This window comes from Pseudomonas sp. PvP028, from assembly GCF_017832255.1.
Classification (GTDB): domain Bacteria; phylum Pseudomonadota; class Gammaproteobacteria; order Pseudomonadales; family Pseudomonadaceae; genus Aquipseudomonas; species Aquipseudomonas syringae.
The window spans coordinates 5,663,313-5,676,323 of record NZ_JAFIBL010000001.1; the positions used below are offsets into that span (position 1 = coordinate 5,663,313).

General features: G+C 54.7%; 13 protein-coding genes. 6 read left to right on the forward strand and 7 right to left on the reverse strand.

From position 1 onward, the window contains the following. Positions 1-185: 185 nt before the first annotated feature. On the reverse strand, positions 186-1,133 hold the full coding sequence (locus JOE34_RS24145) for an aromatic alcohol reductase (protein ID WP_003173940.1): 948 nt from the start codon (positions 1,131-1,133) through the stop codon (positions 186-188). Between the two features lie 96 nt (positions 1,134-1,229). Between JOE34_RS24145 and JOE34_RS24150 the strand changes: the two genes are divergently transcribed. From JOE34_RS24150 to JOE34_RS24160, 3 genes are all read left to right on the forward strand, one after another. After that, complete coding sequence (locus tag JOE34_RS24150; protein WP_037008973.1) at positions 1,230-1,688, forward strand: helix-turn-helix domain-containing protein; 459 nt, start codon at positions 1,230-1,232, stop codon at positions 1,686-1,688. 192 nt (positions 1,689-1,880) lie between these two features. Then, entirely contained in the window at positions 1,881-2,096 is a 216-nt protein-coding gene (locus JOE34_RS24155) for a hypothetical protein (RefSeq protein WP_003316224.1), read from the forward strand. 258 nt (positions 2,097-2,354) lie between these two features. Then, positions 2,355-2,615 carry a hypothetical protein gene (locus JOE34_RS24160; RefSeq protein ID WP_003316225.1) on the forward strand — a complete coding sequence of 87 codons (261 nt, stop codon included), beginning with the start codon at positions 2,355-2,357 and terminating at the stop codon, positions 2,613-2,615. A gap of 125 nt (positions 2,616-2,740) precedes the next feature. Here JOE34_RS24160 and JOE34_RS24165 read toward each other — a convergent pair whose 3' ends face one another. After that, positions 2,741-3,703, reverse strand: a complete 963-nt coding sequence (locus tag JOE34_RS24165) for a tyrosine-type recombinase/integrase (RefSeq protein ID WP_004415744.1) — start codon at positions 3,701-3,703, stop codon at positions 2,741-2,743. Between the two features lie 299 nt (positions 3,704-4,002). Here JOE34_RS24165 and JOE34_RS24170 point away from each other — a divergent pair, with 299 nt between their 5' ends. Both JOE34_RS24170 and JOE34_RS24175 read left to right on the forward strand, forming a co-directional pair. Beyond that, positions 4,003-4,629 (forward strand): hypothetical protein, encoded by a 627-nt coding sequence (locus JOE34_RS24170; protein ID WP_053932401.1) that lies wholly within the window; start codon positions 4,003-4,005, stop codon positions 4,627-4,629. 281 nt (positions 4,630-4,910) lie between these two features. After that, a complete protein-coding gene (locus JOE34_RS24175; RefSeq protein WP_081004358.1) occupies positions 4,911-5,105 on the forward strand; it encodes a transposase in 195 nt (64 codons plus the stop codon). Positions 5,106-5,289: 184 nt separating this feature from the next. Here the strand turns inward: JOE34_RS24175 and JOE34_RS24180 are convergent, their stop codons facing one another. The 5 genes from JOE34_RS24180 to JOE34_RS24200 form a co-directional block, all read right to left on the reverse strand. Beyond that, entirely contained in the window at positions 5,290-6,201 is a 912-nt protein-coding gene (locus tag JOE34_RS24180) for an alpha/beta hydrolase (RefSeq protein WP_053932402.1), read from the reverse strand. 179 nt (positions 6,202-6,380) lie between these two features. After that, positions 6,381-7,115, reverse strand: coding sequence for a transporter substrate-binding domain-containing protein (locus tag JOE34_RS24185; protein WP_053932403.1), 735 nt, complete (start codon positions 7,113-7,115; stop codon positions 6,381-6,383). Then, a complete protein-coding gene (locus tag JOE34_RS24190; protein WP_230855658.1) occupies positions 7,112-7,525 on the reverse strand; it encodes a hypothetical protein in 414 nt (137 codons plus the stop codon). The genes JOE34_RS24185 and JOE34_RS24190 overlap by 4 nt, the downstream gene beginning before the upstream one ends. Before the next feature lie 33 nt (positions 7,526-7,558). Further along, on the reverse strand, positions 7,559-8,707 hold the full coding sequence (gene prpF, locus JOE34_RS24195; RefSeq protein ID WP_003368160.1) for a 2-methylaconitate cis-trans isomerase PrpF: 1,149 nt from the start codon (positions 8,705-8,707) through the stop codon (positions 7,559-7,561). Between the two features lie 31 nt (positions 8,708-8,738). Beyond that, positions 8,739-11,345, reverse strand: a complete 2,607-nt coding sequence (locus tag JOE34_RS24200; protein WP_053932405.1) for an aconitate hydratase — start codon at positions 11,343-11,345, stop codon at positions 8,739-8,741. Positions 11,346-11,693: 348 nt separating this feature from the next. On the opposite strand from JOE34_RS24200, the gene JOE34_RS24205 reads away from it, so the two are divergent. Next, complete coding sequence (locus tag JOE34_RS24205) at positions 11,694-13,010, forward strand: CitMHS family transporter (RefSeq protein ID WP_053932420.1); 1,317 nt, start codon at positions 11,694-11,696, stop codon at positions 13,008-13,010. Position 13,011: the final 1 nt, after the last annotated feature.

The window sequence follows — 13,011 nt, forward strand, 5'->3', positions numbered from 1 at the left end:
ATAGATAGTGAAGTGGGACGCCTCAGACCTCGGCAGATGGTGCGGATAAGATAAAGATTCGGTCGTCTTGGATTACCAGACCCATTCTCCGCGCCTTAGCTTCGGTTATCAGCGCCCATTATCAGACTGAGGAGCTTTTTAGCAGGTCAACTCCGAGCGCGAGAACGTTCGTTCAGCTACTGCCCTTATGCTGATGAGGTTGCCAGATTTGCACGGGCCCACTCCTCAGCGGTCGTGACTTGAGTCGACTGCTGCGCGTTGAAAGTGCCTGCTTTAGGCCAGGCCACGCCTCTGCCCTGGGCGAACACAGCGCGGTACTTCTTGATGTGATGCGTTGGGTCTCTCTCCAATTCTTGGAGCAAGTACGGAACAGTCCACACGTTACGTTTGAACGGGCGACCCAGTACACGTTCGAGGAGGCTCGCAACCTCTCCGTACGTCACTGTATCTCCCGAGAGGTACACAATCTGATCGCGGAAGCGAGGTTCGAAGAAAACAATTTCCGCTGTCAACGCACCAATGTCTTCTGGAGTCGTGAGCGTCACGCTGGTCTCAAGACTGCCTAGCGCGTTCACGGTATCGTTTTCGAAGTCAACCACCTCGAATACTGGCTCGAATAGAAAGCTGGTGAACATACCCGTCGAGATGATTACCCATTCAGTTTTATCCTGGGCGCGAAGCAATTCGCGTACATCAAGCTGAGCATCGAACAGATCTTGAGGACTGCCCCGACCGATTACCTCGAAGTCGACACCAAACTGCCAAGGAAAGTAGCGCTTCACACCGGACTTGAGAGCTGCTGTAGCCAGCTTCATCGGGGTTTCCCGGCCTGCAACCATGCCTGCGCAGCCTATTACGGTATCGAACCGTGCGAACACTTCAGCCAACTGATCGATTGAATTATTCACGAGATCTGCGGCCACCATCTGGATGCCAAGATCTCGAAGCTCATCGATTTCGACCTTTTTCTCGGGCACCTGAGTGTTGATGGTCGAATCCCTGAGCAGGACGCTGATTGTGGAGCCGGGCGCGCGCTTTGCTACTCGCGCAAGATTGCGCAGAACCGGCAGCCCAAGCTCACCGGCGCCTAGAACGAGAATGGATTGGGGGGAAAGCTGGGTCACTTCGGTCATGATTTCTCCTGAGACCTGTTGCCTGTAAGATGAACAAATGCTTGCACGATTAGGCAACGTTCGTAAGAAGGCACACCTGTGATACCAGAGAATGAAATGACCGATCAGGAGGCTCTCAGCCAGGCAGAAACAATTTGCCGAACGCTTAGAGAAGACGATGATGGCGTCAGACGAGAAGTGCTTGCTCACGCAGGTAGCCGCTGGTCGTTAGGTATTCTGCATGCCCTGGGGGTTTACGGCACGATGCGCCATGCCGAAATAAAAAGGCAGATGGCTGGGGTGACTCAGCGGATGTTAACCAAGACGCTACGCTCCATGGAGCGGGATGGGCTAGTGGTTCGGCGGGAGTTCGGTGAGATTCCGCCACGTGTCGAGTATGAGCTGACGCCGCTGGGTATGGGACTGTTGATCCGCATGTCACCTATCTGGACTTGGGTTGTCGAGAACGTTGAGGATTTCCGCAAGGCGCGGCGTATTTTCGACAGTCAGGATGACAAAAAACCCGCATGGCAAATACCTCCATCGACACCATTAGATTCAGACGCGTCGGACTGAATGTAGCTCATAGCGTGCCTTGGAACGCTGGAAGGCTCTTGACGCGAAAGCTCTGAAAAATGGTGGCCTGAACGCTGCGGATGAAGCGGAGCGCTCTAGCGTCTCGGCAACTTACACGCTGCACGGCCAGTTTTTGCTGGGTGTCGTCTACGAACGCGTTCGCCAGGCGCGGTAATTGATTAGGAAAATCCCATGGAAGATGTCTTGCACTCTTACCTTGCCGCAGCAGTGTTTATTGTTCTGTTGGCAGTCTCTCCCAGCGTCTACCGCTGCTGGGCCGAGTGGCGCAGAACGCGCTTTCTAATCAGCCAGATCCCGGAGCAGGAAAAGCGTTGGCATCCAATGACTAAAAATGCCGATGAGCAAGACCAGGTCCAGGAGATACCCCGTAGACGCTACCCCTACTGAGTTAACGGAAATGATCGCCCTACGGGGCTGCACTGGAAAGCGTTCACCCAGCCTGTTCTAAACACTGCATCACCGAGCGCAGCCACTTCGTACCTAGCCTAATAATAAGCTCCCTAAGTGAAACTTTGTTCATTAGCTATGTCATACCGCTACTGTCACAAACTCTGTAGATTATTGAGGTGGCATATAAGCCGCCATTCGCCATGCGTAACATATTTGTATTTCATGCTTCAGTCTTCCGCCTAAAGAGGAAATACCATGAACAGCGTCACAAAAAAATCGGCATTGAAAGTGCTTGCCTTGACAACTTTTGCCACAATCGGCCTTCAAGGCACCGCGTTCGCGATCGAAGCCAAGCCCCCTGCATCTGTTACAGGCGTTAATTACTCAGTCGTCAAGGACGCGGAAAAAAACCAAACCGGTAGTACCAAAGCACTTCCTTTACAAGCGCGCCTCACATTAGGAAGTGGCAGAAAAATCTACAACGCCTGCGAGTACTGGCCGGAGGAATGCCGCTAACGTCGCCGTCAGCTCACAGCCGCAGCCTTATCGCCTGCGGCTGTAACCTCGCCGTAAAAAGCCTCCTCTCATAAAAACATCCGGGCCGGGATTCTGAATTCGTTGTGTGGCTCATGTGGTGAAAGTCAATATTTCACCTTATAGGTTGGTGAATCCTCGGGTCTGTTCTCCCGTCTATCATAGATCTTGGTTGTGCTGATGTTGGCATGGCCCAGCCAAGCCTGGACCTTGGCAATGTCGGCTTCATGATCGAGGGCATTGGTGGCAGCAGTCGCACGTAGTCCGTGCACGCCCAGACCGGCTACCTCAATCCCGGCCTTTTTGGCATAAGCCTCGACCACAGTATAGATCCCGTTGGCCGAAACCCCGGCGTCGGTCGGTTTGCCTCTCAGCGGTATGAACAGCGGAACCTTCTTGTCGTCCAGGTGATGCCCTGATCGTTCCAGGTACAGGTGGATGCGCCCGGCCGCAACAGGGTGCAGTGGTAAGTAGCGCACTTTGCCGCCCTTGCCATGGATTTTCAGGTGCTGGATACCGCGCCTTTCCTGGATGTCGCTGACCTGCAACTGCGCGGCTTCTTCGCGGCGCAGGCCGTGGTAGAGCAGCACGGCCAGCATGGCCCGATCACGCAGTCCCTTCAGCGTGCTTTCATCCGGTGCATCAAGCAGGGCCTTGGCCTGGTGATCGCCCAAGGCCGGAGTCTTGCCTTCGTTGCTTTCGATCTTCGGTCGTTTGACGCCATGGACCGGGTTACCGCCCGTGACTGCATTGCTGTCCAGGAGGTGATCAAAGAGGCTGGCCAGCGCGGCCAGTTTGCGCCGGATGGTGGCCCCGGCCAGGCCGCGTTGTTCCAGAGCGGCGCGCCAGGCCAACACGTGCGACCGGGTGACCTGGCGAAAGTCGTCGGCGCTGGCCAGCCCTATAAAGGAAGAGAAATCCGTCAGGTCATTTTGATAAGCACGGCGTGTGCGCGGGTTGTCGAGGTTGGCAAACCACTCGACTGCTGACGGTACTGCGGCCAATTGCTGAAATTCGACGGCGGTCAGCCTGCTCGAGTCGCTTGAGACGACTTTCGTCACATCCTGCATGTAAATCCCTCGATAGGACTATAAATGATCACAGATAAAGATTTCAGTCACCAAAACGCCGCTGCTAGTGAGCAGCGTACACCATAACAATACGCGTCAATAATTGGTGATAACGCTCGTTATAGCGGGTTTCTGTAGATACGTTTGTATAAACACCCGAGTCGCCAAGCGAGTGGGGACAGTCCCTGAGGTCGTGATGGACGATGTATTGGCTCGCATCCAAGTCCTCGTTGAGTAATCCCCAGTCGCATGACCATTACGCCCGCGTACGTACGACTGAGAACAGCAAAGGAATGCCAATGAGTCGGTTCCTGATCGAAGAATATGAAACAGTCAACGTTGACGTACTCCGCGCCAATCGCGAGCAAGTTTTCGTCATCGAACTGACTTTGGACGGTCAAGTCTGCAGCGGTACCAACTGCGTCCTGGCGGAGCCAAACGCATGTGGCATTCCCGTACGCAAGACTATCGTCCAAGACACTCATGTGCCTTTTACCGATCAAGACGCGGAGCGCGATGCGTTGCTTCAGGCCCTTCGCAAGCTGTACAAGCTTGCTTCTGGCAGGAAGCTGAGAATGCCTAAGTCGGGCATTGGCGCAGGCCCATACGGACTCGCAGTTCATAGCCCTCGTATCCATCACGACCTGTGCCAGTTCTTCGCTAACCTTTTCGGTTATCAGCAGCCGTCGGATGCAGTCGCCCATGCTTACCCAGATACTTCGAGTAATGTGGCATACCATCACCAGCTCTTTACCGAGGTGTGTGTAAGTGGTGGTGTTTACATGGCGCACCTCGTTGCCGAGAAGCATGAACTAACAATGGAGCGGCTAAAGGAACATTGCCTAATTGCTGGGAGAGAGCTGGATGCGCAACGCAAGCTTTTCCCTCTTCACTTACCAATCTATCGATGGGCCAGGGGAGAGTAGGTGTTGGCAGGACAGCAGGTGGGCCAAGTCGTTTTAGCTCTGTAGTCCGCTTTAAATGCGCGGCAAGCATGTCTTGAGCCCCGCCATTTTAGTCTCGGACTACACTCAAGCTTTAGCGCTATTTCATACCTGTTTTACGTTTGTTTATCCCTTTGCGAATCAGCGTCGAGTATTTTATGGTTACCCAACTAACCGAAGCAGAAATGCGCCAGGCGCTGTTTGGATCGATGTTCTCCACCTAAAAATACGTGGACACCATCACCCTTATTGTAAGAATTACCATGCGCCAAAGAACTTCCTATCCAAAACCCTTTAAAGCCCAGGTCGTCCAAGAATGCCTGCAACCTGGCGTGTCTATGGCAAGCGTAGCCTTGCGTCATGGCATCAACGCCAATTTAGTTCGAAAGTATCAATGCGCTTGCGGCTGCCAACTTCAGCGCACATCGACACCATTAGGCTCAGAAGCGTCTGACTGATTGACATACAGCGTATTAGAAGCCCGGTGCCGAGGAATGGCGTAGTAATTGATCAATCGCACTGACGCTCTTGATTGGGCCATCATTGAGCATGCTGACCATGCATTGCAAATAGTGACACCAGCTCAGGCGACGCCTGCGCTGGCTGTTAATGTTGGGCACCAATGCTGCTGCTCAGTCGAAACTAAAAGGCCAGAGCATCGAAAAAATCAATAGTCTTATTTATTGCCGATAGATTGACTCGATTAGTCTCCGCAGGTTCATCTTCGCAAATGAAGCTGTGCCCTACTTCCTCATATATATATATAAAATTTGGCACACCCACACGATCCAGCGCGTCCTTCATTTGCATGCTTTGAAGATATGGAACCTTCCGATCCTTTTTCCCGGCTAAAATCAGCATCGGCGATGTTCGAGATGTGGTGTGAAAAGCGGGACTGGCTGAGCGAATACGAGCAGTGCGATCCTGGCCTGACTCCGCCCCTATAAGCCTCCACTCCGGCGCATCATCTGGAATTTCAATTCCCAATTGTAGCGCTTGATCACCAAGAGTGGTGAAGTCGAAAACTCCATACCAAGCCGCTACGCCATGAACGCTTGCCGTGACCGGACAATGCTGATCTTGACTACTTACGGATTCAGTTGGATTGCCCAGCGAGGCAGCTAACTGAGCTCCTGCTGACACGCCCCAAGCGTAGACCCTTTGCGGATCTATACCGAATGCATCAGCTTGGCTCAGCAGAAAACTGACAGCAGTTCGAATATCGTCAATTTGCGCTGGCCATTTCGCCTCTGAGCTAAGTCGGTAATTCACCGCTGCAACGACATAACCCCTGCTCGCAATGTCGCCCAATAATCTTGGAAAGTCAGTGAAAACACCGCATCGGTGACTGTCACCACGCCTCCAACCTCCTCCGTGGATATAGATCAGCAGGGGTAACTGCCTTGGGTGAGGCTGCCCTTTCTTCGACGGGGAGTAGAGGTCGAGCGTCAGGGGACGGTAGCCATCAACTCTATGATATTGCACCCCCCCGAGAAGCGTAACGCCGCTCGCAAGCACTTTCTCCATCACAGGGAAAAGATCTTTATAGACCATTGAAGGCTCAGTCTCGGGGTTCAGCCAAGTTGTTGATCTGATCAATTAGATTCATCCTCGGGAAGCGGAGATTGCCAATTCAGACTGCCATAGCAGAGACGTCCAAGAACGGCATAGGCTCATGAGAGAGGTTGTCGCCTCATTTAGCCAGTGCAGATCTGGTTTTTTCTCTTGAGGATTCAAGCGGGCATGGCGACATGGGCGTCGAACTCGCCACTGTCACCAAGAGCCTTAGCTACGAATCCACTTCGCAACTGGCGGTTAACGAAGTCCTGGACATATTCCGCCGCAATATCGCGGCCTTTAGGCACTGCCAGTGCCTGACGGATTTCTGTGAAGTTATCCATTAGCACCCTCACGCCAGTGGTCGACTTGGCGAAACGCTCCAATGGTTGGCGAACACCAGCGGCTGCATCTAGGCCCAACTCCAGGAAGGTGTGGACAGCTTCAGACGAGGTTTCCGCTCGGACGAGGTTAGCATTCTTGAGTGTGCGGGACAGGAACAAGTCGTAGGCGGCACCCTTTCCTACGGCGATACGGTTTCCGCCTGTATCCAGAGCAGAGGCTCGATGGAATTTGCTATCGGTCTTCACGAGATAGGTTCCGTCGATACAAACGTAGGGGTTCGAGAACGCGATTTTCTCGGCACGAACTGGCTCGATTGCCAGAAATGCAAGATCCCAAGCCTGTTCTTCTAAAGCAGCGAACACCTTGCCAGCAGCATCGTAAGTCGCCATCGAAATTTGGATGCCAAGCTCATCGGCAAGGGCCTTTGCCAACGCAACTGACACTCCGGAAAGAACTCCAGTTTGGTCATCTCGCTTCGCCAAGACAGGATTGCCAAGGTTAATGGCCACCCGCAGTGTCCCGTGAGGAGCCAAATCCCTACACACGTTGGCAAGTTCAAGTTTCACGATCGCTCGCTCCTTTCTGCTTCTGACTGGCTAGCGCCTGCCTCTTTCCAATGGATAATCATTTTTCCGATAATCAAAATTATGAGCGCACCTAATGCTCCAGCGGCGTAATGAGACCATGTCGGCACTGCCGGCACGCTAATGTCGGTGATTGCCATCCTACCCGCGATCCAGCCCAGCAGTGCCGCTCCCAGCGTAATGACTATTGGGTACAGATCCATTAAATGCAGTACCAGCTTGCTACCCCAAATGATGATCGGAATGCTGATGACGATGCCGAAGATCACGAGCTCTAGTTGGCCGTTGGACGCCCCCGCCACAGACGGCGGAGCAGCGAGTGACGGGGGAATTCGGATGAACTCATGGTGTGGTTCTCTGCTGTTTTTATTATTGAACAGGGTTGTGCTCATGCCGGACGGAAGCCCACATGAGCACGGGCTGGATCAGAGAACTTCAGGAATCCGTACCAAGCCCTCCATCAGCCGGCGAGCACTGCGGCTCATCACAGCCTTGTCCACGCTCCAGGCACCATCCTCCAGCACAGTTTTTGCGCCCACCGCGACGCTGCCGGCGGTGTGCCCCATACGAACTTGACGATCCCCGATGTCACCAACGATACGATTCACCAGCGTTCCATCAAGAGCTGCCGCGACGGCAACAGCGACTGCACCAGTACCTGTAATCGCATGGTGCAGCTTGCCCATCGACAAGATCCGGGCGATCACATCGATATCACCAGGCTCAACGAGTTTGCCGCCTGCAGCCTGATAGGCCTGAGGCTTGGCCACGAAGCACAGCTTCGGCGTGTGCGGACGCAGACGAGTTGCCTCTTCGGCGGTAGCGGCCAGCCCCATGGCAACGGTGCAGTGAGCACGGATGGTTTCGCAGCGAGCCAAAAGTTCGGCATCGCCATTGACCTGATCCTGAGTTTCGGTGCCCTTCAGGCCCACTCTGTCAGCTTCAATGAAGATGGTAGGATTACCAGCGTTCAATAACGTGACGGGCATATTGCCAACGCCTGGAATATCCAGTTCGTCGATGGCGTTACCCGTCGGCAGGATGCTGCCCCCCGAGCCACCTGGTTTGAGAAACTCCAGCACTACTTCAGCTGCGGGGAAAGCCACACCGTCGAGCACGAAATCGCCTTCTTCCAGAACCTCGCCGTTACGCATAGGAACATGCGCAATGATGCGTTTCTGGATATTTGCCTGCCATATACGGACGACGGCGATGCCATCGCGAGGCGCATCTACAAGACCTTCAGAGATGGCGTATGGGCCGACAGCCGAGCTCAGGTTGCCGCAGTTGCCCGACCAGTCGATCACTGGCGTCTCAATGGCCGGAGCCCCGAACAGGTAATCAACGTCACAATCTTCGCGACTGGATTTACCGATGATCACCACCTTGCTGGTACTGGAGGTCGCACCACCCATCCCGTCGATCTGCTTGCCGTACACATCCGGGCTACCGATCACGCGGAGCAGGATGGCATCTCGCTCTTGGCCTGCAGGCGGCAGATCCTTGTCGAGAAAGAACACACCCTTGCTGGAGCCGCCACGCATGTAAACGGCTGGAATACGTCTTTGAGTCATTTGATATCTCCTACGACAAATCAGCGGCGCATCAGTTGGCGGATGCGTTCTTCATGCTTTCGATCAGCAACTGCGGCAACAGACCACCGCTGCGGAAGTAACGAACGTCCTCAAAGGTATCCAGACGGCTCACGACAGAGACGCGATCGGTTTCGCCGTTTTCGCGCTCGATCACCAGAGTGACCTTGGCGCCCGGCTGGAAGTCATCGGTGATGCCTTCCACGCTGAAGGTTTCGCGACCATTCAGACCCAGGCTTTGGCGCGAGACACCCTGCTCGAACTGCAGCGGGAGAATGCCAAGACCCGCCAGGTTGGTACGGTGGATACGCTCGAAGCTTTCAGCCACTACGACACGCACCCCCAGCAGACGTGGGCCTTTAGCCGCCCAGTCACGAGACGAGCCGCTGCCATACTCTTTGCCGGCGACAACGATCAGGGATTGCTTGCGATCGGCGTAGATCTCGGCAGCCTTGAAGATGGTGGTGACCTCTTTCTCAGGCAGCAGCAGCGTCCATGGGCCTTCACGACCATCTTCGAGCAGCTCGTTCTTGAGGCGCGGGCTGGCGAAGGTGGCGCGCTGCGCAGCCTCGTGGTTGCCGCGACGTGTGCCATAGGAGTTGAAGTCAGGCACCGCGATACCGTGCGATTGCAGATATTGGCCAGCATCGCTTTCCGGCAGGATCGCACCCGATGGAGAAATGTGGTCGGTAGTGATGTTGTCCGACAGCATGGCGAGGACGCGCATGTTGCTCAGGTCTTTAGTGGTGTCAGTGGCCGTCACCGCATCGCTCCAGTACGGAGGTTTGCGGATGTAGGTGCTTTTCTCTTGCCATGCGTACTGGTCGCTGACACCGGCGCGCAGGTCGCTGGCAATCAGGCCGGCTTCGCGAGGGACGTCTTCATATGCCTTGTCGAACAGGTCGGCGGTGAGGTTTTCAGCCTCGATAGAGGTCAGTTCCTCGTCGCTTGGCCACAGCTCGTGCAGGTATACAGGCACACCGTTGTCATCCACGCCCAGCGCGTCTTTTTCCGGATCGATCAGGTACGTACCGGCGATGGCGTAAGCAACGATCAGCGGCGGCGACATGATGAAGACTTCGCGAGCCAGCGGGTGAACACGGCCTTCGAAGTTACGGTTACCGGAGGTCGCAGCAACGGTTTCTAGTTTGCGGGTGCGGATCTCTTCTTCAATCTCAGGGCTCAGCAGTGGGCCCGACATACCGTTACAGGTGGTGCAGCCATAGCCGACCAGGTTGAAACCTAATGCGTCGAGATCTTCGTTGAGCCCGGAACGTTCAAGGTAATCAGAAACAACCATCGATCCTGGTGCAAAGGACGTCTTGACCCAAGGGGCACGCTTCAAGCCACGTTTGCGCGCGTTTCGAGCAACCAGGCCGGCAGCGATGACACCGCGCGGATTGGAAGTGTTGGTGCAGCTAGTGATAGCAGCGAGCACAACCGAGCCGTTGTCCAAGCCAACTGGTAGGTGGGTAGCCGGAGCTTTTTGACCCAATACAATCCGTTGATGTGGTTGCTTCGGCCCCGCAATCGAACGTGCCACAGAGCTGAGATCCAGCGTTACGACGCGGTTGTACTCGGCGGCACCAAGGCTGTCATGCCACAAGCCTTGAGATCGCGCATAAGCCTCCGTCAGACCGGAGATCTGACCACCGCGACCAGTCATGCGCATGTAGTGCAGAGTGCGATCATCAATCGCGAACATCGCTGCTGTCGCACCAAACTCAGGCGCCATGTTGGACAAGGTGCCACGGTCGGCCAGCGACAGCTGAGGTACACCTGGGCCGAAAAACTCGAGGAACGAACCGATCACGCCAGCCTTGCGCAGAAGCTCGGTCAGAGCCAAAGCGATGTCCGTTGCCAGGTAGCCCTGAGGCAAGGTGCCTTCCAGGCGTACACCGACGATTTCAGGCAGACGAAGCATCAGAGATTTACCCAGCATCGCGGCTTCGGCCTCGATACCACCTACCCCCCAACCCAGCACGCCAATAGCGTTGATCATGGTGGTGTGGCTGTCGGTACCAACCAAGGTATCCGGGAATGCCCACAGCTCGCCATCACGGCGCTGAGTACCTACAACAGTGGTCAGGCGTTCTAGGTTGATCTGGTGAAGGATGCCTTTGCCCGAAGGAATGATCGACAGATTGCTGAATGCCTTGTTGCACCAGTCCAGGAACTGGAAACGCTCGGCGTTGCGCTCACGCTCAATGGCTTCGTTATCGGCGAGTGCGCTGGCGTCGCCCCAACGCTCTACGTTGAGCGAGTGATCCACTACCAGGTGGGTCGGTGTAACAGGGTTAACCAGCCTTGGGTTGCCGCCTTGAGCAGCGACGGCGTCACGCAGACCCGCGAGGTCGACCAGCGCCGGCGTGCCGAGCAGATCCTGCAAAACGACGCGAGCTGGACGGAAAGGAATGTCGAATTCTTTAGAGCGGGCGCAGATGACTTTGAGCGCGGCTTCAGGGTCAGCCTCTCCACGCAAAACGTTCTCGGCAAGGATTCGCAAGCTGTAGGGCAGCTTCGCGTAATCACCACCCAGGTCGGTCACGACCCCACGGATGTCGCTGACACGGTATTCGATTCCGTTGGCGGAAACGATTTGACCCTTTGACTTAGGCATTGACTATTCCTCACAAACAGCACGGGTAACGTTCTTATGAGTCGCATATTGCACTTTGTGATGATATAGGTCAATGTTGACTCATCCGATCCATCTCGCTTGAGTGTCGGACTTACCCAACCAACGATTTCTACTGCGCATGCTCGCTCCTTCGACGTAGCGCTCAGTCAGGTACGGTAGAAAAAATAAAGATAAGAAAAATCGAGGCCCGCCATGATCAAGCTCTTTTGCCCCACCTCCACCACCACTCCCATTTGGATCGAGTCGGTCTCGACCTGAGACCCATTGCGCTATCCAGGCCACATGGCCGACCAAAGCCACATAGATTTGAAAAATGGGAGTTCGACCGTGCTAACAGTCCTTGGCTTTTCAATGGTTATTTGTTTCATGTACTTGATCATGACGAAGCGCCTTTCTGCGCTCATCGCGTTGATCTTGATACCTATCGTTTTCGCGCTGATCGGAGGCCATTACGTAGGCCTCGGCGCCATGATGCTCGACGGCGTCAAAACACTTGCTCCAACCGGTGTGATGCTGACCTTCTCAATTCTTTACTTCGGCATAATGATCGACGCTGGGCTTTTCGACGGGCTCGTCCGCTTCATCTTGAAAGTGGTGAAAGGCGACCCTCTCAAGGTTTCGGTAGGCACTGCGGTACTGACAATGCTGGTATCGCTGGATGGTGACAGTTCGACTACTTACATGATTGCCTGCGCGGCATTCCTGCCGCTGTATCAGCGACTGGGGATGAGCGTGCTGGGCATGACATGTCTGGTGAACATTGCCAGCGGTATCATGAATATTTCGCCGTGGGGTGGGCCAACCGCTCGCGCAGCAGCAGCGCTGCATGTGGATGCAATGGAGATTTTCCTGGCCATGATTCCTGGCATGCTGCTAGGTTGCGCCTGCCTCATCTTTACTGCCGTAATCATCGGGCGCAAAGAGCGTGCGCGCATTGGCATTCTTGATATGGACGGTCTTCATCAAGGCCCTGTGTCGCTGGGCAATGGATCAGCAGTACAATGTGATGAAAATCGTCGTCCGAAAATGTTTTGGCCGAATTTGATCTTGACGCTAGGCCTCATCACTTGCCTGATCATTAGCGTAATGCCTATCCAGATCCTGTTCATGGTCGGCTTCGCCATTGCCATCATGCTCAACTACCCCAACATTGAGCAGCAAAAAACACGTATTGCCGCTCATGCGACGAATGTATTGGCAGTTACAGCGGTCATTTTTGCTGCGGGTATTTTTACCGGGATCCTTTCCGGAACCGGTATGGTGGATTCAATGGCGAAAAGCTTGCTGCATGTTATCCCACCAAGCTTCGGCCCGTTCCTGGCTGTATTCACCGCCCTCGTTAGCCTGCCATTTACATTCTTCATGTCTAACGACGCGTTTTACTTTGGCATCCTTCCGGTGATCGCACAGACTGCAGCCCAATACGGGATAACACCACTGGAAATCGCGCGGGCTTCGGTTGTAGGTCAACCCGTCCACCTACTCAGCCCACTGGTGCCATCACTCTACCTGCTAGTTGCCTTGGCCAAAGTAGATCTTGGAGATCATCAACGCTTCGCTCTCAAATGGGCTATCTTGGCCAGCCTCGGCCTGCTGGTGGGCGGCCTTCTGTTTGGGGCATTTCCCCTCTATCAGGTTCGCTAAG